This window comes from Yinghuangia sp. ASG 101, assembly GCF_021165735.1.
GTDB lineage: Bacteria > Actinomycetota > Actinomycetes > Streptomycetales > Streptomycetaceae > Yinghuangia.
The window spans coordinates 6,574,129-6,595,797 of record NZ_CP088911.1; the positions used below are offsets into that span (position 1 = coordinate 6,574,129).

Annotated in this window: 20 protein-coding genes; 16 read left to right on the forward strand and 4 right to left on the reverse strand. The window is 70.8% G+C overall.

All coding sequences use genetic code 11. The features are described 5' to 3' along the window. Positions 1-30: 30 nt before the first annotated feature. From LO772_RS28225 to LO772_RS28240, 4 genes are all read left to right on the forward strand, one after another. On the forward strand, positions 31-873 hold the full coding sequence (locus LO772_RS28225) for a putative RNA methyltransferase (RefSeq protein WP_231774840.1): 843 nt from the start codon (positions 31-33) through the stop codon (positions 871-873). 281 nt (positions 874-1,154) lie between these two features. After that, entirely contained in the window at positions 1,155-1,859 is a 705-nt protein-coding gene (locus tag LO772_RS28230; RefSeq protein ID WP_231774841.1) for an HAD family hydrolase, read from the forward strand. A gap of 547 nt (positions 1,860-2,406) precedes the next feature. After that, on the forward strand, positions 2,407-3,924 hold the full coding sequence (locus LO772_RS35955; protein ID WP_269453107.1) for a sensor histidine kinase: 1,518 nt from the start codon (positions 2,407-2,409) through the stop codon (positions 3,922-3,924). Then, positions 3,921-4,607, forward strand: a complete 687-nt coding sequence (locus tag LO772_RS28240) for a response regulator (protein ID WP_231774842.1) — start codon at positions 3,921-3,923, stop codon at positions 4,605-4,607. Before LO772_RS35955 ends, LO772_RS28240 begins: the two co-directional genes overlap by 4 nt. A 16-nt stretch (positions 4,608-4,623) precedes the next feature. On the opposite strand, the gene LO772_RS28245 is transcribed toward LO772_RS28240, so the two are convergent. Together LO772_RS28245 and LO772_RS28250 are read right to left on the reverse strand one after the other, a co-directional pair. Continuing rightward, positions 4,624-5,547 carry a RecB family exonuclease gene (locus LO772_RS28245; RefSeq protein ID WP_231774843.1) on the reverse strand — a complete coding sequence of 308 codons (924 nt, stop codon included), beginning with the start codon at positions 5,545-5,547 and terminating at the stop codon, positions 4,624-4,626. A 110-nt stretch (positions 5,548-5,657) separates the two neighbouring features. Further along, positions 5,658-6,887, reverse strand: a complete 1,230-nt coding sequence (locus tag LO772_RS28250; protein ID WP_231774844.1) for a site-2 protease family protein — start codon at positions 6,885-6,887, stop codon at positions 5,658-5,660. Between the two features lie 82 nt (positions 6,888-6,969). On the opposite strand from LO772_RS28250, the gene LO772_RS28255 reads away from it, so the two are divergent. Then, positions 6,970-7,854, forward strand: a complete 885-nt coding sequence (locus LO772_RS28255; protein ID WP_231774845.1) for a tRNA (adenine-N1)-methyltransferase — start codon at positions 6,970-6,972, stop codon at positions 7,852-7,854. A gap of 108 nt (positions 7,855-7,962) precedes the next feature. Continuing rightward, a complete protein-coding gene (locus LO772_RS28260) occupies positions 7,963-8,796 on the forward strand; it encodes a hypothetical protein (protein WP_231774846.1) in 834 nt (277 codons plus the stop codon). Between the two features lie 110 nt (positions 8,797-8,906). Here LO772_RS28260 and LO772_RS28265 read toward each other — a convergent pair whose 3' ends face one another. Next, the gene (locus LO772_RS28265; RefSeq protein WP_231774847.1) at positions 8,907-9,194 is read right to left on the reverse strand and encodes a ferredoxin; all 288 of its coding nucleotides are present in this window, start codon (positions 9,192-9,194) and stop codon (positions 8,907-8,909) included. 223 nt (positions 9,195-9,417) lie between these two features. Here LO772_RS28265 and arc point away from each other — a divergent pair, with 223 nt between their 5' ends. The 6 genes from arc to prcA all read left to right on the forward strand — a co-directional run bounded on the left by arc (position 9,418) and on the right by prcA (position 15,872). After that, complete coding sequence (gene arc / locus LO772_RS28270; RefSeq protein WP_231774848.1) at positions 9,418-11,190, forward strand: proteasome ATPase; 1,773 nt, start codon at positions 9,418-9,420, stop codon at positions 11,188-11,190. Positions 11,191-11,524: 334 nt separating this feature from the next. After that, on the forward strand, positions 11,525-13,030 hold the full coding sequence (gene dop / locus LO772_RS28275; RefSeq protein ID WP_231774849.1) for a depupylase/deamidase Dop: 1,506 nt from the start codon (positions 11,525-11,527) through the stop codon (positions 13,028-13,030). Between the two features lie 408 nt (positions 13,031-13,438). After that, on the forward strand, positions 13,439-13,654 hold the full coding sequence (locus LO772_RS28280) for a ubiquitin-like protein Pup (RefSeq protein WP_231774850.1): 216 nt from the start codon (positions 13,439-13,441) through the stop codon (positions 13,652-13,654). A gap of 322 nt (positions 13,655-13,976) precedes the next feature. Continuing rightward, positions 13,977-14,252, forward strand: coding sequence for an endonuclease VII domain-containing protein (locus LO772_RS36110; protein WP_331717276.1), 276 nt, complete (start codon positions 13,977-13,979; stop codon positions 14,250-14,252). Further along, positions 14,204-15,049 carry a proteasome subunit beta gene (gene prcB, locus LO772_RS28290; protein WP_231774851.1) on the forward strand — a complete coding sequence of 282 codons (846 nt, stop codon included), beginning with the start codon at positions 14,204-14,206 and terminating at the stop codon, positions 15,047-15,049. The genes LO772_RS36110 and prcB overlap by 49 nt, the downstream gene beginning before the upstream one ends. A gap of 43 nt (positions 15,050-15,092) precedes the next feature. Then, complete coding sequence (gene prcA, locus LO772_RS28295) at positions 15,093-15,872, forward strand: proteasome subunit alpha (protein WP_231774852.1); 780 nt, start codon at positions 15,093-15,095, stop codon at positions 15,870-15,872. A gap of 136 nt (positions 15,873-16,008) precedes the next feature. Here the strand turns inward: prcA and LO772_RS28300 are convergent, their stop codons facing one another. Then, positions 16,009-17,079: a LacI family DNA-binding transcriptional regulator gene (locus LO772_RS28300; RefSeq protein ID WP_231774853.1), complete on the reverse strand. Its 1,071-nt coding sequence runs from the start codon at positions 17,077-17,079 to the stop codon at positions 16,009-16,011. A gap of 199 nt (positions 17,080-17,278) precedes the next feature. Between LO772_RS28300 and LO772_RS35960 the strand changes: the two genes are divergently transcribed. The 4 genes from LO772_RS35960 (at position 17,279) to LO772_RS28320 (ending at position 21,525) form a co-directional block, all read left to right on the forward strand. After that, on the forward strand, positions 17,279-18,508 hold the full coding sequence (locus LO772_RS35960; RefSeq protein WP_269453108.1) for an MFS transporter: 1,230 nt from the start codon (positions 17,279-17,281) through the stop codon (positions 18,506-18,508). A gap of 9 nt (positions 18,509-18,517) precedes the next feature. Beyond that, entirely contained in the window at positions 18,518-19,879 is a 1,362-nt protein-coding gene (gene pafA / locus LO772_RS28310) for a Pup--protein ligase (RefSeq protein WP_231774854.1), read from the forward strand. 136 nt (positions 19,880-20,015) lie between these two features. Further along, entirely contained in the window at positions 20,016-21,014 is a 999-nt protein-coding gene (locus LO772_RS28315; protein ID WP_231774855.1) for an FKBP-type peptidyl-prolyl cis-trans isomerase, read from the forward strand. Positions 21,015-21,147: 133 nt separating this feature from the next. Then, the gene (locus LO772_RS28320) at positions 21,148-21,525 is read left to right on the forward strand and encodes an FKBP-type peptidyl-prolyl cis-trans isomerase (protein ID WP_231774856.1); all 378 of its coding nucleotides are present in this window, start codon (positions 21,148-21,150) and stop codon (positions 21,523-21,525) included. Positions 21,526-21,669 lie beyond the last annotated feature (144 nt).

A 21,669-nucleotide genomic window follows, 5' to 3' on the forward strand; every position in this document is an offset into this window, starting at 1 on the left:
GGCCCGGCACCCTCGGAGGAACCAGCGGCAGTGCTGCCCGACGTCGTCGACCTCCTGCGCTGCCCGCACTGCCAGGCCCGCCTCGCCCCCGACACGGGCCGCGGCGGCCTGCGCTGCGCCGCCGGACGCCACACCTTCGACATCGCCCGCCAGGGGTACGCCGGACTCCTGGCGGGCGACGCCAAAACCGGCACCGCCGACACCCCCGCCATGGTCGCCGCCCGAGACGCCTTCCTCGGAGCCGGCCACTACCACCCCATCGCCGACGCCGTCGCCGCCCACGCCGCCGACACGACCGCCCCCGGCGCCGTCGTCGACGTCGGCGCCGGCACCGGGCACAGCCTCGCCCGCGCCCTCGACGCCGCTCCCTCCCGCGTCGGCCTCGCCCTGGACATCTCCAAGTACGCGCTGCGCCGCGCCGCCAAGGCCCACCCCCGGGCCGGAGCCGCCGCCTGCGACGCCTGGCGGCCCCTCCCGGTACGCGACGGCGCCGCCGCACTCGTCCTCAACGTCTTCGCCCCGCGCAACCCCGCCGAGCTGCGCCGCGTCCTCGACCCCCGCGGCACCCTCGTCGTCGTCACCCCCGCCCCGCGGCACCTCGCCGAACTCCGCGACGCCCTCGGCCTCCTCAACGTCGACACCGACAAGAAGGCCCGCCTGGACGCCGCCCTCGACCCGTACTTCACCCCGCTCGACGCCGCCCACGTCGCCTTCCCGATGGCCCTCGGCCACACCGACGCCGCGACCGTCGTCGCCATGGGCCCCAGCGCCTGGCACACCGACCCCGACGCCGTGCGCGCCACGCTCGCCGCCCTGCCCGCCCCCGTCCACGTCCGCGCCGAGGTCACCGTGTCGCGCTACGCGCCCCGCTGACCCCGAGCGCCGTTGTACGCCGAACGGCCGCCGCGCGAACATCCCGCCCCCACCGCCCGACACCGCGGCGAACACCGCGTCAAAAATCCGCCCGGCCCCGCGACGCGCCGTCCGCGCGCTTGCCGCCAACCACATGGACGCCGCACAATCGAGGGCCCATCACCGGCGAGTCGGCGCGTGAAGGAGGGGATGCGGAGCGACGCCCGGACGCACACCGGAACGGGCCCGGCACACGGATCGGTCCCGACACGGACCGGCCCCGGAACGAAAGGCAGGTGGCCATGACGGCTCTCGAAGCCCACGCCCGCCCCGGCTCAGCCCAGGGCCTCCAGGCCGTGCTGTGCGACATGGACGGGACGCTGGTCGACACGGAGCGCAGCTGGTTCGCCACCGAGGTCTCGGTCATGGCCGATCTCGGATTCCGCCTCGGCCCCGAACACGCCGAACACCTCCTCGGCAGCCCCATGGACCCCGCCGTCGCGTACCTCATCGGCGTCTCCGGCGCCGACATCGCCCCCGAGGAGCTGGAACGCCGCATAAACGTGCGCATGGTCGAGACGCTCAGCAGCGGCGTCGACCTGCGCCCCGGGGCCAAGCGCCTGCTCGCCGAGCTGGACGCCGCACGCGTGCCGATGGCCCTCGTGACCGCCTCATACCGGGCCATCGTCGACGCCGTGCTGCCGTCCCTCGGCGCCCACCACTTCGGCGTCACCGTCGCCGGCGACGAGGTCACCCTGCCCAAGCCCCACCCCGAGCCGTATCTGAAGGCCGCCGCCGCGCTCGGCGTGGCACCGGAGCGCTGCGTGGTCCTGGAGGACTCCCGCACCGGCGTGGCCTCCGGCGAGGCCGCCGGATGCGCCGTGGTCGCCGTCCCCAGCATGACGCCGATCCCCGATGGGCCCCGGCGCACCGTGCGGACGTCACTCGACGACGTCGACCTGGCCTTCCTCCGCCGGGTCGTACGCCGCACGACGGCCGCGCCCTGACCGGAACGCACAGCGGGAGCGACCGGACTCCCGTCCGACCGCTCCCGCTCCCCGTACGTACCCCCGACGGTGTGCTCCGCCCGGCTCACGGGACGACCGCACACGCGGCCCTCCCGGTGCCGGGCATCCCCGTCCGGACCCGGTGCCGACGCTCCCCTACGCCGGCAACCGGCTCCGACGCTCCAACCGCTCCCCGGAGAGCCGCCTCGTGCTCCGGCCCCGTCCCGCCTTGGCGGGCCGAGCGCCTCCACAAGATCCCCCGTGGACCCTGTGACGACAAGGACGACGCGGACGCCGTCCCGGATGCCGAGGCGGCCCCACCGCGGTGGAGCCCCCGTGCACCGACAGTCTCGTGACCACCCGGGCCGAGCGTCGTCAGGGAAATCCCTCGATCTTCCGCACCGGCGCGACACGGGCCCACCCCCGGCCGACGCGTACGGCCGTGCTCCTCCCCAGGTCGCACACCGGCCCCACCACCCTCGTCCGCACGGACGAGACGTCACCCTGAGGGGGGATTCTGCTGGTCACAGCCTCTACCGTGGACCCCGTGACCTCCGCCCACGACGACGCCGCGCAGTCCGGCACGCCCGACGCGGCGGACCCGCACACCCCCTACGCCACGCCGCGCGCCACCCGCCGCGAACGCCTCCGCGACCAGACGCTCGACTGGCTCGACGAACTGCACCGGTCCGACGAGACGGTCCGCCGCAGGCCCGCGGCACACGACATCGTCCTCGTGATCGTCCTCGGCGTCCTCGCCGTCGGCGGCCTGTTCATCGACGACCTCGGCGACACCGAATGGCGCTCCCCGGACGCCCTCGGCGTCGTCCTCGCCGTCCTGTGCGTCGTGCCCCTGCTGTGGCGGTCCAGCCACTCGCTGCGCGTCCTGGTCGCGGTGACCATCCCGTTCCTCGCCCTCGCCGCGAACCACTACAGCGCCACCGGCGCCAGCCTCGGCCAACTCGTCGCGATGTACAGCGCCGCCGTCAGCCGCCCGCGCATCCCCGCGGCGTTCGCGCTCTTCTTCGCCGAGGGCACCACACTCCTGTGGCTCGCCATCGGCCGCCGCGAACTCGGCTTCGTCGACGTCCTGGCCAACCTCGCCGCGCTCTTCGCGGTCTGGGCCTTCGCCCGTAGCGTCGGGTTCCGCCGCGCCTACACCGCCGAACTCGAAACGCGCGCCGACCGGCTCATCCACACCCGCGAGGCCGACACCCGCGCCGCCCTCGCCGAGGAACGCGGACGCATCGCCCGCGAGCTGCACGACGTCGTCGCGCACCACGTCTCCGTCATGACCGTGCAAGCCTCCGCCGCGCAGCGCACCATCGCCCGCAACCCCGACCGCGCCCGCGAGGCGATGGCCGCCGTCGAGCAGACCGGCCGCGCCGCACTCGTCGAAATGCGCCGCCTCGTGGGGATCCTGCGCGGCAACGAGGACGAAGCCGGCGGAACCGTCCAGCTCAGCGAGGGCCACAACGCGCCGCAACCCGGGCTCGACGCGCTCGAAATCCTCGTCCAGCAGGTACGCGAAGCCGGTGTGCCCGTGGAACTGTCCATCGAAGGCGTCCCGAGCGAACTGCCCCCCGGCATCGACCTCGCCGCCTACCGCATCATCCAGGAAGCCCTCACCAACACGCTCAAGCACGCCGGGCCGGCGGGATCGCGCGTCCTGCTGCGCTACCGGCCCGAGGAACTCCTCGTCCGCGTCGCCGACGACGGCCGGGGCGCCGCGGCGAACCTCGACGCGCGCGACGACGGGCGCACCGGGCACGGCCTGCTGGGCATGCGCGAACGCGTCGCCCTCTACGGTGGACGCCTGTACGCCGGGCCCCGCGCCGGCGGCGGCTTCGAAGTCCTCGCCCGGATCCCGCTCACCCCGGGCGACCGCCCGCAGCCGCCCCGGCACCAACCCGCCGCCGCCCGCGACCACAAGGACGGCGACACCGGAAGAACCCCCGGCACCACCGGCGACGCCGACCCCGGCGAACGCACCGACCCCGCAGAACGCGGCCCGGCGAACGACCGCGGCGACCGCACCGACCGACTGGAGCAGAACCCAGCATGACGATCCGCGTGATCCTCGTCGACGACCAGCCCTTGCTGCGCACCGGGTTCCGCATGATCCTCGAGGCCGAGCCGGACATCGCCGTCGTCGGCGAAGCGGCCGACGGCCTCCAGGCGGTCGAACTCGTCCGCACACTGCAGCCGGACGTCGTCCTCATGGACATCCGCATGCCCCGCATGGACGGCGTCGAGGCCACCCGCCGCATCGTCGGCGGGCGCGACGGCGGGCAACCCGCCGCGGGCTCCGCGCGCGTCCTCGTGCTGACCACCTTCGACCTCGACGAATACGTCGTCGAGGCCCTGCGCGCCGGGGCCAGCGGGTTCCTCCTCAAGGACGTTCCCGCCGACGACCTCATCGCCGCCATCCGCGTCATCGCCGACGGCGACGCCCTGCTCGCCCCCAGCATCACCCGCCGCCTCCTCGACATGTACGCCGCGCGCCTGCCCGCCGCCGAGGACCCCACCCCCGACACCCTCGCGATGCTCACCGAACGCGAGGTCGAGGTGCTGCGCCTGGTCGCGCGCGGCATGTCCAACGCCGAGATCGCCGCCGAACTCTTCGTGAGCGAGACCACGGTCAAGACGCACGTCGGGCACGTGCTCACCAAACTCGGGCTGCGCGACCGCGTCCAAGCCGCCGTCTACGCCTACGAAAGCGGCCTCGTCCGCCCGGGGGCCCTGTGAACCGCCCGGCGGCGGCTCACGCCTGCGCCGGGACCACGGGAAGCGGGTAGGGCGGCGGCGTACCGCCGAACTCCGGGCAGACCGCCTGGTGGTCGCACCAGCCGCACAGACGCGTGCGCTGCGGGCGCCACTCACCGGTCCGCGTGGCGTGCCGGATCGCCTCCCACAACGCGCGCAACTTCCGCTCCACGGCGAGGAGATCCGCCTCGTCCGGGTCGTACCACACGATGGTGCCGCTGCCCAGGTACACCAACTGCAGGCGTCGGGGCAGTCGGCCGTGCCGCCGCCACAGCACGAGCGCGTAGAACTTCATCTGGAACAGCGCCTTGTCCTCGAACTGCGGCGAAGGCGCCTTCCCCGTCTTGTAGTCCACCACCCGCAGGTCACCGCCGGGCGCGACATCCAGCCGGTCGATGTACCCGCGCAACGTCAACCCGCCGTCGACGCCCTCCAACTGCGTCTCGACGTACATCTCGCGGCGCGCGGGCTCCAACCGGTTCGGATCCTCCAGCGTGAAGTACCGCTCCACGAGCTTCTCCGCACCCGCCAGCCAATCGGCCAACTCCGCGGGATCCACGCCGCCGTCGCCGTCGTCGAAGAGCGCCGCCAACTCCGGCCGCTTGCCCAGCAATTCGTCCCACGCGGGACGCAGCATCGCCTGCGCCGCGGCGAACGTCCGCCCGCCCTGCGGAAGATCGAACAGCCGCTCCAGCACCGTGTGCACGACCGTCCCGCGCGTCGCGCTCACACTCGGCTTCTCCGGCAGTTTGTCGATCACCCGGAACCGGTACAACAGCGGGCACTGCAGGAAATCGCCCGCCCGCGACGGCGACAACGACACCGCGCGCGAATCGGCCAAGGCACCCCGAACCCCGCCCTCGGCCTCCGCCCCGGCATCGGCGCGGCCCGTCGGGGAAGGATTGGTTCCGGTCGCAGTCATGGCACAGCAGGGTACGGGCAGTCGCGGACAACGACGCACCCGCTCACCGGCCGGACGCCCGCGACGGCGAACACCTGCTCGAACACACCGCGGACGGCGCGATCCCGTCGTCAGCCCCGCGCCGGAGACCGCCGCATCAAGTCCAGGAACGCCCGCTCCACGTCACCGCGCGCGAGCACCCCGTACACGCTCCCATCGGCCTCGACGACCAGGTACTCGCTCGCCGGAGTCGCCCGCAACGCCGTCAGAAGGTCCTCCCCGGCCAGATCCGCCGCGACCCTCATCCCCGGCCGCAGATCCCGCGACAACGGCCCCACCGACACCCACGGGCGCCGCTGCTCCGGGGTCTCCACCACCCGCGCCTCGCGGACCAGGGCGATCGGACGGCCGTCCCCGTCCACCACCACCAGCGCCCGCGCGCCCGCCTCGCCCGCCCGCCGCAACGCCTCCGCCAACGGCAGATCCGCCGCGACCGGAATCGCCCGCCGTGTCAGGGCCCGGGCCCGCAGCGTCGGCAGCCGCTCCCGCAACTGCTCGGCCCGCAACGACTGGATGGCCCCCGTCCACATGAACCCGCCGATCAGCCCGCCGCACACGACCGTGTAGACCCGCACCCACGCCTCGTCGTTCCGCGACCACCACACCGCGCCGAACAACACCGCGACCGCCAGCACGCGGCCCGCCCACGACGCCGCCACCGTCCCCGCCATCGGCCGCCGCGTGATCCCCCACACGCCGGCGCGCAGCATCCGCCCGCCGTCCAACGGCAGCCCCGGCAGCAGGTTGAACGCGGCCACCAGCAGGTTCGACACCGCCATCAGCGCGACCATGCGCCCGGCGAACGAATCCACGTCCAACGCCAGCCCCACGCCCCAGAACGCCCCCGCGAGCACCAGCGACAACACCGGCCCGGCCGCGGCCACCGCGAACTCCCGCCGCGCGGTCTGCGGCTTGTCGATCTCCGAGACCCCGCCCAGGAACTGGATCGTGATCCGGTGCACCGGCAGCCCGAACCGCAACGCCGTGACGGCATGCGCCAGTTCGTGAACCAGAACGGACAGGTAGAGCAACACCGCGAACAGGAACGACACGGCGTACCGCCACCCGTCCAACTGCGGGAACAACCGCTCGAAGGTCGGTGCGAAAAGCAGCGTGATGATCAGCGCGATGACGAACCACGACGACGAGATGTACACGGGAACGCCGAACGGCCGCCCCATCAACAGGCCTCCGCCCGGGGGCGCGGCCGAGCCGGGCGCGGCCTCGGCCGCCGACGCGCCCGAGCCCCCCGCCCCGTCCCGCTGATCGTCCTGACCCTGCGGCCCGCCGGAAACACTCACGTTGTCGATGTTATGCGGTGGGTCACCGGGGCCGAAGATCCCGTGGCCCGACCGCCGTCCCACGCCCGGTACGCTGGTCCGCATGTCCGAACCGACCGGTGCCGCCCGCCGTCGCGGGCCCTTCCAGGTCGGGGACCAAGTGCAGCTGACCGACCCCAAGGGCCGCCACCACACCTTCACCCTCGAAGCGGGCAAGGCCTTCCACACCCACAAGGGTTCGTTCCCCCACGACGAGCTCATCGGCGCCCCCGAGGGCACCGTCGTGCGGTCCTCGGGGAACTTCGACTACCTGGCGCTGCGGCCTCTGCTCCCCGACTTCGTCCTGTCCATGCCCCGCGGAGCCGCGGTGATCTACCCCAAGGACGCGGGGCAGATTCTCGCGATGGCCGACATCTTCGCCGGCGCCCGCGTCGTCGAGGCGGGAGTCGGCTCCGGCGCGCTCAGCACCTTCCTGCTGCGCGCGATCGGCGACCAGGGGCAACTGTCGTCCTACGAACGCCGCCAGGACTTCGCCGACATCGCCCGCAAGAACGTCGAGCGCTACTTCGGCTCCCCGCACCCCGCGTGGAAGCTCACCGTCGGCGACCTGCAGGACAACCTCGTCGAGACGGACGTCGACCGTGTCATCCTCGACATGCTCGCCCCGTGGGAATGCCTCGAAGCCGTGCACAAGGCCCTCGTCCCCGGCGGCCTCGTATGCTGCTACGTCGCCACCACCACGCAACTCGCGCGCACCGTCGAGACGATGCGCGCCATGCGGTGCTTCACCGAGCCGCAGTCGTGGGAGTCCATGGTCCGGACCTGGCACGTCGAGGGCCTCGCGGTGCGCCCCGACCACCGGATGATCGGGCACACAGGATTCCTCGTGACCGCACGCCGCATGGCCGACGGAGTCGAGGCCCCGATGCGCCGGCGCCGCCCCTCGAAGGGCTCCTACGGCGAGGACTACGAAGCCCCCGAGGTCTGACCCGAAACCCCCGCGCGGGGGCGGCAGAAGGCCCACCAGGCCGTTGCCGCCCCCGGATCGCGTCCAGGCCCTTTCACGCCACCTCCGATACGACTAACGTTGCGCACCGTGGCGGACGAACACACCGTGTCAGGTGACGCGCACAACTCTCCGGAACTCCCCGAAAGCGCCGAGGCATCGCCGATATCCGTCGGCGTATCGGCCGCCGGGTCGACGGCTCCCGAGGCCTCGCCCGGAGCGCTCATACGCGTCGGCCCCCCGGCGCAGGGCGCCCGAAAATCCGACGTGAACAACTCCGTCGTGCTCGTCCTCGCGGTGATCATCCTGGCGTTCACCGGCATCAGCGGCGTCTCGATATGGGCTGCCGCGCGCTTCGACGGCGGACGCCCGGGCATCACCGCCCCCGCGGACGGCCACCGCGAGGAGCCGGTCATCGCACCGGCCGCCCGCACCGTGCCGCCGGCCGAGGCGGACCCCATCGGAGCCGGTTCCGCCGGGACGCCCCCCGGGGCGCCCGGCCCCGGACCGGAAGCGCCCGGCGCCGCGGACGGAGCGCGCGACGGCGCGCAGACCGACCGCGGCAGCGACCGCGCCCCCGCCGTCGTCGACTGGTCCGGCGTCCGCTTCCCCATGGAATGCCACGGAATGCCGTACGAAGTCCGCGACGCCCGCCCGCTGGCCGCGGACAACCGGGCCTACGTCGTGGTCGTCCGCTGCGGAGCGGGCTCCGGCACCGCGCCCGACGCGCTCTACACCTACGACGTCCCCGCCGGCGGCGTCCCGACGCTCGCCTCGACGCTCATCGGCGTCGGGGACAACCACCTCGTCAAGTCCGTCGAGGTCCGCGACGGCGCCGTCCACGCGACGCTGCTGGGCTGGAGCACCGACGACATCCCGCGCTGCTGCCCCGACGTCGAGGAAGCACGCGTCTTCGTCCCGTAGCGGCGAACCCCGCACGCAAAACCCCGACCCCTTAGGGGATTTCACCCTATATGTCGGGATTGCACGGTCTTCGTCCCGAAAGCCGCAGGCCCCCAGGGCGGCTCGAACCCTCAGTCCGCGTCCGGCCCGTAGACCTCGGAGCCGTCCGAAACACGCCGCACATGGATGCACTCACCAGGGCATTTGCGTGTGGCGTCGATCACTTCGACCAGCAGCGACGGCGGCACCGGGACGGTCGCCCCCGCCTCCACCCGCAGCTCGTCGTCCTCGCCCTTGACGTACGCCAACCCGTCGATGTCGAGCTCGAACACATCACGGGCGAACTGCACACAAATTCCGTCACCAGTGCAAAGATCCTGGTCGATCCACACCTCAAGAGGCTCATTTTCCGTGGACATCAGGCCTCGCACTTCACCGTTTCACGCACAGAACCGACCAAGAGACCCTACCCCCGGCGGCTTCTTGATGTTGTCCGGTGGGTATCTGCACCACACAACAGTGGGGGCAAACGCAAGGGTGAAGGTCGGACACGCCCGCAGCGTCTTTTGATCAAGGGGTTTCAACCCCTCCTGCCACAGGTAGGGTCGGAGACGTCGCAGCTCCCAGGAGGAGGTGAGGACCGTGGCAGCCCACGACGACGACATGAACCGTGGCGGGAGGCCGGCTCGGGGTACGGACGACCTCATGAGCCAGGTGTCCTTTCTTGAGCAGGAAGTCGCCGTCCTGCGTCGCAAGCTCGCCGACTCGCCGCGTCAGACGAGGATGCTGGAGGAGCGCATTGTCGAGCTCCAGACCAGCCTCGCCGGTCTGACCACACAGAACGAGCGGCTGGTGGCGACGCTCCGCGAGGCCCGCGATCAGATCGTGGCCCTCAAGGAGGAGGTGGACAGGCTCGCGCAGCCACCTTCCGGATTCGGCGTATTCCTGAACGCAATCGATGACGGCACGGCCGACATCTTCACCGGAGGCCGCAAGCTCCGGGTGAACGTCAGCCCCAACCTCGACCTCGAAGACCTCCGGCGTGGCCAGGAGGTCATGCTCAACGAGGCCCTCAACGTGGTCGACGCGATGGAGTTCGAGCGGATCGGCGACGTCGTGATGCTCAAGGAACTCCTCGACGACGGCGAACGCGCGCTGGTCATCGGGCACACCGACGAGGAACGCGTCGTGCGCCTCGCCGAACCGTTGCTCGGCGGCCTGCTCCGGGCCGGGGACTCCCTGCTCCTCGAACCGCGCTCCGGGTACGTGTACGAACGCGTCCCCAAGAGCGAAGTCGAGGAACTGGTCCTCGAAGAAGTGCCGGACATCGACTACACGAAGATCGGCGGTCTGCGCAACCAGATCGAGCTGATCCGCGACGCTGTCGAATTGCCGTACCTCCACCCGGACCTCTTCAAGGAGCACGAACTCCGACCGCCGAAAGGCATCCTGCTCTACGGCCCGCCCGGATGCGGCAAGACGCTCATCGCCAAGGCGGTCGCCAACTCGCTCGCGAAGAAGGTCGCCGAATCCAAGGGAGTCAGCGGCGAGCAGGGCAAGAGCTACTTCCTCAACATCAAGGGCCCCGAACTCCTCAACAAGTACGTCGGCGAGACCGAGCGGCACATCCGCCTGGTCTTCCAGCGGGCCCGCGAGAAGGCCAGCGAGGGCACGCCCGTCATCGTCTTCTTCGACGAGATGGACTCGCTCTTCCGCACCCGTGGCTCGGGCGTCAGCTCGGACGTGGAGAACACCATCGTCCCGCAGCTGCTCTCCGAGATCGACGGAGTGGAGGGCCTGGAGAACGTCATCGTCATCGGCGCCTCCAACCGCGAGGACATGATCGACCCGGCCATCCTGCGGCCCGGACGACTCGACGTGAAGATCAAGATCGAGCGCCCGGACGCCGAGGCCGCGAAGGACATCTTCGCCAAGTACCTCACCGCCAACCTGCCGCTCCACGAGGACGACCTCAAGGAGCACGGCGACGACAAGGCCACCACTGTCGCCAACATGATCCAGCGCGCCGTCGAACGCATGTACTCCGAGAGCGAAGAGAACCGCTTCCTCGAGGTCACCTACGCGAACGGCGACAAGGAAACGCTGTACTTCAAGGACTTCAACTCCGGCGCCATGATCGAGAACATCGTCGGACGCGCCAAGAAGATGGCCATCAAGGAGTTCCTCGAAGCCGGCCGAAAGGGCATCCGCGTCTCCCACCTCCTCGCCGCCTGCGTCGACGAGTTCAAGGAGAACGAAGACCTCCCCAACACCACCAACCCCGACGACTGGGCACGGATCTCCGGCAAGAAGGGCGAGCGGATCGTCTACATCCGCACGCTCGTCACCGGCAAGCAGGGCGCCGACACCGGACGCTCGATCGACACTGTCGCCAACACCGGACAGTACCTGTGACACCAGCCGCCGCGGCCCACAGCACGCTGTGGGTCGCGGCGGCATGTGTACGCAGGGCGGCCCTCCGCCCGCACGAGTCGTGCCGGACCCATCCCGCTCCGGAGCGGGTGGCAATAGGCTCGACACGTGGTCTGACCACTCGGACCACAGGCGGGTCCCGGCGGAACGCCGCCCGCCTGTCCCCACGCCGATTGCATCCCCGGGAGAGACCTGTTGACGACGTGCACCAGCTCCGCAGGCAGGCCCCGCCGGTCCGGTGGGCGAGGGGAATAGTAACAGAGCGTCCTAGAGTGATTGCGATAAGTGGCCAGGGTTTGAACGTCAAGGGGGTCGCATGACCGTCCAGCGCGTGATGGGCATCGAGACCGAATACGGGATTTCCGTGCCGGGGAATCCCGGCGCCAACGCGATGCTGACGTCGTCTCAGGTGGTCAACGCCTACGCCGCGGCGATGCAGCGCGCGCGCCGGGCCCGCTGGGACTTCGAGGAAGAGAATCCGCTGCGCGACGCCCGGGGCTTCGACCTCGCCCGTGAACTCGCCGACGCCAGCCAGCTCACCGATGAGGACGTCGGCCTGGCCAACGTCATCCTCACCAACGGTGCCCGGCTCTACGTCGACCACGCGCACCCCGAATACTCCGCCCCCGAGACGACCAACCCGCGCGACGCCGTGATCTGGGACAAGGCCGGGGAACGCATCATGGCCGAGGCCGCCCGCCGCGCCGGCGAGGTCCCCGGCGGGCAGAGCATCCTGCTCTACAAGAACAACACCGACAACAAGGGCGCGAGCTACGGCTGCCACGAGAACTACCTCATGCAGCGCGGCACGCCCTTCGCCGACATCGTCCGGCACCTCACGCCGTTCTTCGTCTCGCGCCAGGTCGTCTGCGGCGCGGGGCGCGTCGGCATCGGCCAGGACGGGGCCGCGCACGGCTTCCAGATCAGCCAGCGGGCCGACTACTTCGAGGTCGAGGTCGGGCTGGAGACGACGCTCAAGCGCCCCATCATCAACACCCGCGACGAACCGCACGCGGACGCCGAGAAATACCGCCGCCTGCACGTCATCATCGGCGACGCCAACCTCTCCGAGGTCTCGACGTACCTCAAGCTCGGCTCGACCGCGCTGGTGCTGTCGATGATCGAGGACCGGTTCATCACCCACGACCTGACCGTCGACCAGCCGGTCCGCACACTGCACCAGGTCTCCCACGACCCCGGTCTCAAGCAATTGATCACGCTGCGCAGCGGACGCAAGCTCACCGCGATCCAATTGCAGATGGAGTTCCTGGAGCTGGCCCGGAAATACGTCGAGGACCGGTTCGGCACCGATGTCGACGACGTTACGGCCGATGTCCTCACACGCTGGGAATCGGTCCTGACGCGGCTGGAGACCGACCCGATGTCGCTCTCCCGCGAGCTGGACTGGGTCGCGAAACTCCAGATCCTCGAAGGCTACCGGCGCCGCGACAACCTCGATTGGGACGCTCCCCGCCTGCACCTCGTGGACCTGCAGTACGCCGACGTACGGCCCGACAAGGGGCTCTACAACCGCCTGGAGAACCGGTTCGCGCGTATCGCGACCGAGGCGGAGGTCCAGCGCGCCGCGCACCTGCCCCCGGAGGACACCAGGGCGTACTTCCGCGGCCGTTGCCTGGAGCAGTATGCGGATGAAGTCGCCGCGGCCTCCTGGGACTCGGTGATCTTCGACGTACCCGGCCACGACTCGCTGCAGCGGGTGCCCACGCTCGAACCCCTGCGAGGGACGAAGGCGCACGTCAAAGACCTGTTGGACCGCTGTCGTACGGCCGAGGAGCTGGTCGCCGCCCTCACCGGAGGCTAGCCGCGGCCCGGCGGCCCGGCATGTCGGGGCGGCCCGGAGCCCGGTGATCATCCGACGGGGTGAAAACACGCGTTCGCGCGCAGGGGAACGCACTCGCGGATGGGTGAACGTGAGCCGTCCGGGGGAAGAAGCGGGTGGAGGCGCCGGGAAGACCGAACGTGTCTTCGAGGACGCGGGCGGTTCTCCCGGCATCTCACGGCAGCCGGCCGTCCCGTACGGAGGCGCTGGGGCGTTCCCCGGCCCCGGACCCCCAGGCAACCCGCGACGACCAGAATTCCCGTGAGCGGGAACAACCGTCGCCTTACGCTTGTACTGTCTGATGACCCGGCCCTGCGGGGTCGTTCGATCAGGTCCTCGGGCGAGGACGGGACCGTCCCGCTCACCGAATGAAAAGGTGGGGTGATTCACATGGCTACCAAGGACACCGGCGGACAGGCTCGGGCCAATAAGCGCTCGGAAGAAGTCGAAGAGAATTCGACCGAGGCAAATGAAGCGTCTGACCTGCAGGAACGCCAAGAGAAATTGACGGACGACGTCGATTCCGTACTCGATGAAATTGATGAGGTCCTTGAGGAGAATGCCGAGGATTTCGTGCGCGGATTTGTACAAAAGGGTGGGGAATGAGGTAAATGTCCGGTTTGCACCACGAGAAGAAATGCTCTCGGTGCCGGAGAATTCCGGCGACAGATTTATTCGCTGCGAATAAATCGATGAGAGATCGTCTTCGCGGTCATTGTCGCGAATGCCAGGCGGCTGCCTACAAAAAAAGCGCGAGTCGCAGGGATTCACGGTACGGCCGAAAGTGGTGGTGCCCCCCCGGGCACAAACGGTGCCCGGGGTGCCGCCTCGTCAAGCCGCCTTCGGAATGGCACGTGCACCGGCGCAGCCATGACGGTACGCGGCGCGACGCAAGGCCTGCCGGGCTGGGGACGGGCGGAACGGGCACGTGAAGCGGCAGTACGGCATCACGCGGGAGCGCCACCTGGAAATGGTCGCGGAGCAGGTCGGGCGGTGCGCGATCTGCACCGTGGCCAAGGCCGAACACGTGGATCACGATCACGAAACCGGTAGGGTCCGAGCCGTACTCTGCTTCAACTGCAATGCCGCACTTGGGCACTTCAAGGACCGTCCCGACGCCCTGCGTCGGGCCGCCGCCTACTTGGAAGGGATCGTGTGGAAGCCAACACGCGTGGCACCGGGCGTCTACCGGCTGCCTTCCTGACCCCCGGGTCGTCCTCGTTCACCGAGTTCCTGGACGCGTATCAGCCCGAGCTGCTGCCTTCGCGCCGCGGCGTGCCGGCCACGCCCGTCACGGTGGAGGCGCCGCACGGGACGACCATCGTCGCGGCGACGTTCCCGGGCGGTGTCGTGATGGCCGGTGACCGCCGGGCCACCATGGGCAACCTCATCGCGCAGCGGGACATGGAGAAGGTGTTCCCGGCCGACGAGTACAGCTGTGTGGGCATCGCCGGGACGGCCGGGATCGCCGTCGAGATGGTTCGGCTGTTCCAGGTCGAACTGGAGCATTACGAGAAGATCGAGGGCACCACGATGTCCCTCGAGGGCAAGGCCAATCGGCTGTCGCAGATGATTCGCGGCAACCTCGGCATGGCCATGCAGGGGCTCGCGGTCGTGCCGCTCTACGCGGGCTACGACCTGGACGAGGGCACCGGGCGCATCTACAGCTACGACATCACCGGCGGTCGCAGCGACGAGCACGGGTTCACGTCGGTGGGTTCGGGTTCGCTGTTCGCGCGCGGGGCGTTGAAGAAGCTGTACCGCGACGATCTGTCGGCCGACGAGGCGGTGACGGTCTGCGTCCAGGCGCTGTACGACGCGGCCGATGACGACTCGGCGACCGGTGGGCCGGACCTGTCGCGGAAGATCTATCCGATCGTGACGGTGGTGACGGACGAGGGTCTGAGCCGCTGGAGCGACGAGCAGGTCCGTGCGGTGGTCGAGTCGATCGTCGACGGCCGGCGCATCCGCCCGAACGGCCCGAACGCTCCTTTGAACTGATGGTCGGCGATTTCTTGATCCTCTTCCAGCAAAGGACTCCACGGTGACGACGCCTTTCTATGTGTCGCCGCAGCAAGCCATGGCGGACCGGGCCGACTATGCCCGCAAGGGCATCGCCCGGGGTCGCAGCGTGGTGGTGTTGACGTATGCGGACGGCATTTTGTTCGTGGCGGAGAACCCGTCGCGGGCCCTGCACAAGATGAGTGAGATCTACGACCGCATCGCGTTCGCGGCGGTCGGCAAGTACAACGAGTTCGAGAACCTCCGGATCGGCGGGGTGCGCTACGCCGACATCCGCGGCTACTCGTACGCGCGGCATGACGTGACCGCGCGCGGCCTGGCGAACGTGTACGCGCAGACGCTCGGCACGATCTTCTCCAGCGGTGGGGAGAAGCCGTACGAGGTGGAGCTGATCGTCGCCGAGGTCGGGAGCACTCCGGCCGACGACCAGATCTACCGTCTGACGTACGACGGTTCGATCGCCGACGAGCACCACTACGTGGCGATGGGCGGCAACGCCGATCAGATCACCGAGCAGCTCAAGCGCACGCACCGTGACGGGCTGCCGCTGGACGAGGCGCTGCGGGTGGCCGTGGGTGTGCTCGGGCCGGAGGGCGGCGAGAAGCGCGGGATCACGGCGGCGCAGCTGGAGGTCGCGGTGTTGGACCGGACGCGGTCGCAGAAGCGCAAGTTCAAGCGCATCGTGGGTGCGCAACTCGGGCGGCTGCTGGGTGAGTCGGCCGCGGCGTCGGAGGATTCGGCGTCGGAGCCGGGCGATGGCTCGGCCGCGGGCAAGGGTTCGGCGGAATCCCCGGAGTCGTAGCGGGAGTTCGGTAGCGGACGCCACGGGCGCGCCCCTGACGGGGGCGCGCCCGTCCGTGTTTTCCGGGGTCGGCGCGGCGGGGTGGAAGTGCCGTGTGGCGCGGGGGTGTTCGCCCGGGGTGGTCGGTGACGTGCCGTCAGGCGGCGGGCGGGGGTGGTGCGGTGGAGGCGCGGACGACCAATTCACCGGCGAGGGAGGCGTCGTCGGGACGGTGTCCGTCGAGGAGGTCGAGGAGGGCGCTCATGCCGGTGGCGCCGATGCGGTGGGCGGGCAGGCGCACGGTGGTGAGTTCGGGTTCGACGACGGTCGCGATGAGGAGGTCGTCGAAGCCGGTGACGGAGATGTCCTCGGGAATGCGCAGGCCGCGGGTGCGGGCGGCTTTGTAGGCGCCGGCGGCGAGGACGTCGTCGTCGCAGACGAGTGCGGTGGGCGGGTCGGCGGCGTCGAGCAGGGCGAGCGCGGCGACGGCCGCGTCGTGGACGGTGAACCGGGTGCGGGCGGTGGTGCCGCGGGTGCCGGAGACGCCGTCGAGTGCGGCGCGGTGGGCGTTTTCGCGGGCGGCGAAGGTCCAGGTGTCGATGGTGGGGACGAGGCGGCCGAAGTTCCGGTGGCCGAGGTCGAGCAGGTGGGTGGTGAGGGCGTGCATGCCGGCCGCGACGTCGGCGTTGACGGTGGGCGGCCCGGTACCGGGTTCGCTGTCGAGCATGACGAGCGGGAGGCCGGGGCCCGGGCCGGTGGTGGTGAGGAGTTCGGCGAGGGATTCGTAGGCCATGGAGGACGCGAGGACGCCGTCGAGGGCGGTGTGCGCGGCGGCGAAGGGGCTCGCGAAGGGGGCGCGTTCGGTGCCGGCCTCGACGGGTGAGGGGAAGACGACGACGGAGAAGTCGCGGCGGGCGGCGGCTTCGGCGGCGCCGGTGTGGAGGGCGCCGAAGAACGGGTTGCTGAGTGCCGGGACGACGAGCAGGACCGTGCGTGTGGCGCCGAGGCGCAGTTGGCGCGCGGCCTGGTTGGGGCGGTAGCCGAGTGCGGCGCTGGCCTCGTTGACGGCGCGGACCGTGCGTTCGGAGACGCGGCCGGGCCATTTGCCGGCGTGGACCAGGGACACCGTCGACTGGGAGACGCCGGCGAGTTTGGCGACGTCTCTGGCGGTGGGGCGGCCGGTGGGGTGCCGGGCGGCGGGGTTCGCCGGCGGGCCGGTGGGGGGCACGGTGCGGGCGTTCCCTTCGTGGGGTCCGGGTGGGGGTGGTGCGGTGCCTGGGGCCACTGTAGGCGGGCGGTCGGCGGTGGTGGTGGGGGTCGTCGGGGTTGCCTCCGGCGTGGGGAGGGGTCAGACTGACTGACTAGTCATACGTATGACGTATCGGCGTACCGACACGCGATGAGGGAGAAGGGGCGGCTGCCGGCCCATGCGCATTTACGCGGACCTCTTCCGGGCCCGGTACGCCGCCCGGCTGCTCGGCGGCACGCTTCTCGGGCGTCTGCCCAACGGTATGGCGGCGCTGGCGATCCTGTTGCTCGCGCGGGCCGACGGCGCCGGTTATACGCTCGCCGGGGCACTGTCGGCGTTGTCGGGTCTCGCGACCGCGTTCGGGCAGCCGGTGCTGGGCCGCGTGATGGACCGCCGCGGTCAAACGGGAGTGCTGGTCGGCGGCGCGCTGGTCTCGGCGCTGGGGTACGCGCTGTTCGCGGTCGTGGGGGTCGACCCCGTCGGGGTGGCGGTGGCCGCGGTGCTGGTCGCGGGCTTCGCGACGCCGCCGCTGGAGTCGGGCCTGCGCGCGCTGTGGCCGTCGGTGCTGCGGCCGGACCAGGTGCACGCGGCGTACGCGCTGGACGCGGCGGCGCAGGAGATCCTGTTCACCGCGGGCCCGCTGCTGGTGGTGGCCGTCGCCGCGGTGGTCTCGGCGGAGGCCGCGGTGGTGGCGACGGGGTTGCTGGGTGTCGCAGGGACGCTCGTGGTGGCGTCGAGCCGGCCGTCGCGCACGTGGCGTCCGGTGGAGCATGTCCCGCACTGGGCGGGGCCGTTGCGCTCGTCGGGGCTGCGGGTGCTGCTGGCGTCCCTGACGCTGACGGGGACGGCGCTGGGGGTGCTGAGCGTCGCGTCGGTGGCGTACGCGGACGCACGCGGGTCGGACATGTGGGCCGGGGTGATCATGGCGGCGATGTCGGCGGGGGCGTTCGCGGGCGGCATCGTGCACGGCGTGCGCCCGTGGGTGCGCCCGGCGCGGGCCCGCCTTCCGTGGCTCATGGTCTGCCTGACGGTGTGTTACCTGCCGTTGGCCTGGGCCCCCGGCCCGGCGGTCATGGTGGTGCTGTCGGTGGTGTCGGGGGTCTTCCTCGCGCCGGTCATCGCGTGCACGTTCTCGCTGGTCGACGAACTGGCTCCGGCGGGTACGGTCACCGAGGCGTTCGCGTGGGTCGTGGCGGCGTTCGGGACGGGGGCCGCGGCCGGTACCGCGGTGGCGGGGCTGGCGGGGGAAGCGGGCGGTGTGCGTTGGGCGTTCGCGGTGGCGGCGGCGGGAGCGGCGCTCGGGACGCTGCTGTTGCTCGCCGGACGCCGGGCGCTCGGGCCCGGGATGATCCACTCCACGGGAACGAGCACCCGCGAGTTGTCCCGGAACGGCACGTCAGCGGCGTAATGTTGGTTCATGGACCGCCGAATCTTCGGGCTTGAGAACGAGTACGGCGTCACCTGCACGTTCCGCGGGCAGCGCAGGCTGTCCCCGGACGAGGTGGCGCGGTATTTGTTTCGCAGAGTCGTCTCGTGGGGCCGAAGCAGCAACGTCTTCCTACGCAATGGGGCCAGGCTGTATCTGGACGTGGGCAGCCACCCCGAATACGCAACGCCGGAGTGCGACTCCGTTCCCGAACTGGTCGTGCACGACAAAGCGGGCGAGCGCATCCTCGAGGGCCTGCTCGTGGACGCCGAGCGGCGTCTGCACGAGGAGGGCATCGCCGGCGACGTCTACTTGTTCAAGAACAACACCGACTCCGCGGGGAACTCGTACGGCTGCCACGAGAATTACCTGGTGGCCCGGCACGGGGAGTTCTCGCGGCTGGCGGACATCCTCATCCCGTTCCTGGTGACGCGTCAGATGCTGTGCGGCGCGGGCAAGGTGCTGCAGACGCCGCGCGGCGCGGTGTTCTGTGTGAGCCAGCGCGCCGAGCACATCTGGGAGGGCGTCAGCTCCGCGACGACGCGGTCGCGGCCGATAATCAACACGCGTGACGAGCCGCACGCCGATGCGGAGCGCTACCGGCGGCTGCACGTGATCGTCGGTGACTCGAACATGGCCGAGCCGACGACGATGCTCAAGGTCGGGGCGACCGATCTGGTGCTGCGGATGATCGAGGCCGGCATGGTCATGCGCGATCTGACCCTGGAGAACCCGATCCGGGCGATCCGCGAGGTCAGCCACGACATGACCGGTCAGCGCAAGGTGCGTCTGGCCAACGGCCGGGAGGCCTCCGCGCTGGAGATCCAGTTGGAGTACCTGACGAAGGCGATGGACTTCGCCGACCGCCGGGGCATCCGCACCGGGACCGTGCAGCAGGTGCTGGACCTGTGGGAGCGCACGCTCACCGCGGTGCAGACCGGGAATCTCGACCTGGTCGGCCGGGAGATCGACTGGGTGATCAAATACCAGTTGATCGAGCGGTACCGGGAGAAGCACAACCTGCCGATGGCGTCGCCGAGGGTGGCGCAGATCGATCTCGCGTACCACGACATCCACCGCCGGCGCGGGCTGTACTACCTCATGGAGCGGCGCGGCCAGGTCGAGCGGGTGGGCCAGGACGTGCGGATCTTCGAGGCGAAGTCGGTGCCCCCGCAGACCACCCGGGCCCGGCTGCGCGGCGAGTTCATCAAGAAGGCCCAGGAGCAGCGCCGCGACTTCACGGTCGACTGGGTGCACCTGAAGCTCAACGACCAGGCTCAGCGGACCGTCTTGTGCAAGGACCCGTTCCGGGCGGTCGACGACCGCGTCGAGAAGCTCATCGCGAGCATGTAGGCGTTCGTCGGGCGGGGACCGCAGCGCGGTCCCCGCCCGTGCGGCCGTCGCCAGAGGCCTTTCGGCCTTCACACGATTCCGACTCCGCTTGCCCGTAGAGTGTCCGGGTCTTGTCGGCTCGTGTCAGAGGATTCCCGTGCGCCGTCTTGCTGCGCTCCTGTTGGTTCCCGCCCTCGCCCTCGGCGCTGCGGCGTGTGGTGACGACGACAAGGGCGGGGGGAGTGATCCGTCCCCGTCGGCGTCGTCGACCGCACCCGCCCGGCTCGCGGGGGTGAGCATGACGGGCGCCGCGACGGCCAACCCGGCCTTCGGGCAGGCGCCGGATCTGAAGATCCCGGACGGGGCACCGCCGGCCGGTCTCGGGGTCGAGGTGCTGACCGAGGGCACCGGTGCCGTGGTCGGCGCGGAGGATCTGGTCAACGCCAACTACGAGGGCGTGTCCTGGAGCACCAAGAAGGTGTTCGACAGCTCGTTCGACCGCGGTGAGCCCGCCGAGTTCTACCTGCAGAGCGTCATCAAGGGCTGGACGCAGGGCCTGGCCGGCAAGAAGGTCGGCAGCCGGCTGCTGCTGACGATCCCGGGCGACCTGGGGTACGGCGCCGCGGGCAAGGACCCGGACATCAAGTCGAACGAGACGCTGGTCTTCGCCGTCGACATCGTCGGGACGCGTCCGGCGTACGCGACCGGGACGGCGGTGCCGCCCAACGCCGACCTGCCGACGGTGTTCACCGAGGGCAACAAGGTCGTCAGCATGACGTTCCCGGAGGGCAAGGCCGCGCCGACGGCGCTCACCGTCCAGCCGCTCATCGAGGGCAACGGCGCGGCGGTCGGCGGGACGGACCAGGTCGAGGTCCAGCTCCTCCAGTGGCTGTGGGGTTCGCCGACGATGCTCGGCTCCACGTGGGCCGGGAGCGGGCCGACGGCGCTGCCGCTCGGCCAGGCGGACGGGGCACCGGTGATGGCGTCGCTGACCGAGGCGCTGACGGGGAAGAAGGTCGGCAGCCGCGTCATGGTCGTGATGCCGCCGGACCGCGGCTTCGGGGCCGAGGGCAATCCGACGCAGAACATCCCCGCGAACTCGACGTTCGTGGTCGTGGTCGACATCGTCGGAACGGGTCCGGCCTCGACGTCCTGACCGTTCGCCCGGCGGGGGCGGGCCGCCCGGTGCGGGAATACCGGGCCGGGCGGCGGGGCGTGCCGGGCGCATCGGCGTGTGAGCTGAAAGAGTGTCGGTCGACACTGGTCACGTATCAAGGAGCGGTTCCGCGATGAGCAGCAACGAGAAGCCCGAGATCGACTACCCGGGCGGTCAGCCGCCGGCGGAGCTGGAGATCACGGACATCTGGGAGGGCGACGGCGAGGTGGCCCGCGCCGGCCACACCGTGCTGGCGGACTACGTCGGTGTCGCCTTCTCCACCGGCGAGGAGTTCGACGCGAGCTGGAACCGCGGCGCGCCGCTGGAGTTCGGGCTCGGCAAGGGGCAGGTCATCACGGGCTGGGACGAGGGCATCCAGGGGATGAAGGTGGGTGGTCGGCGCAAGCTGGTGATCCCGCCGCACCTGGCGTACGGCGACCGGAGCCCGTCGCCGAAGATCAAGCCGGGCGAGACGCTCATCTTCGTGGTGGACCTGCGCGGCGTGAGCTGACCCGGGTCCGGGGTTCGTGCATGGGGCGGCGTCCTTGCGGGGGCGCCGCCCCACCGCGTCGTGGAGCGGTGCGTCGCGCAGGGGGCTGCCGCCTCCCCGGGCCGCGGGATGCCGGTGAGCGCGGGGTCGTGGGGCGGCGGGTGT

Excerpts from the sequence above, each read along its gene's own strand:
- LO772_RS28240 (WP_231774842.1), top strand. The coding sequence starts at position 3,921 with ATGACGATCCGCGTGATCCTCGTCGACGACCAGCCCTTGCTGCGCACC.
- LO772_RS28265 (WP_231774847.1), bottom strand. The coding sequence starts at position 9,194 with ATGTCCACGGAAAATGAGCCTCTTGAGGTGTGGATCGACCAGGATCTT.
- LO772_RS28280 (WP_231774850.1), top strand. The coding sequence starts at position 13,439 with ATGGCTACCAAGGACACCGGCGGACAGGCTCGGGCCAATAAGCGCTCG.
- LO772_RS28230 (WP_231774841.1), top strand. The coding sequence starts at position 1,155 with ATGACGGCTCTCGAAGCCCACGCCCGCCCCGGCTCAGCCCAGGGCCTC.
- LO772_RS35960 (WP_269453108.1), top strand. The coding sequence starts at position 17,279 with ATGCGCATTTACGCGGACCTCTTCCGGGCCCGGTACGCCGCCCGGCTG.
- LO772_RS28255 (WP_231774845.1), top strand. The coding sequence starts at position 6,970 with ATGTCCGAACCGACCGGTGCCGCCCGCCGTCGCGGGCCCTTCCAGGTC.
- LO772_RS28320 (WP_231774856.1), top strand. The coding sequence starts at position 21,148 with ATGAGCAGCAACGAGAAGCCCGAGATCGACTACCCGGGCGGTCAGCCG.
- LO772_RS28245 (WP_231774843.1), bottom strand. The coding sequence starts at position 5,547 with ATGACTGCGACCGGAACCAATCCTTCCCCGACGGGCCGCGCCGATGCC.
- dop (WP_231774849.1), top strand. The coding sequence starts at position 11,525 with ATGACCGTCCAGCGCGTGATGGGCATCGAGACCGAATACGGGATTTCC.
- pafA (WP_231774854.1), top strand. The coding sequence starts at position 18,518 with ATGGACCGCCGAATCTTCGGGCTTGAGAACGAGTACGGCGTCACCTGC.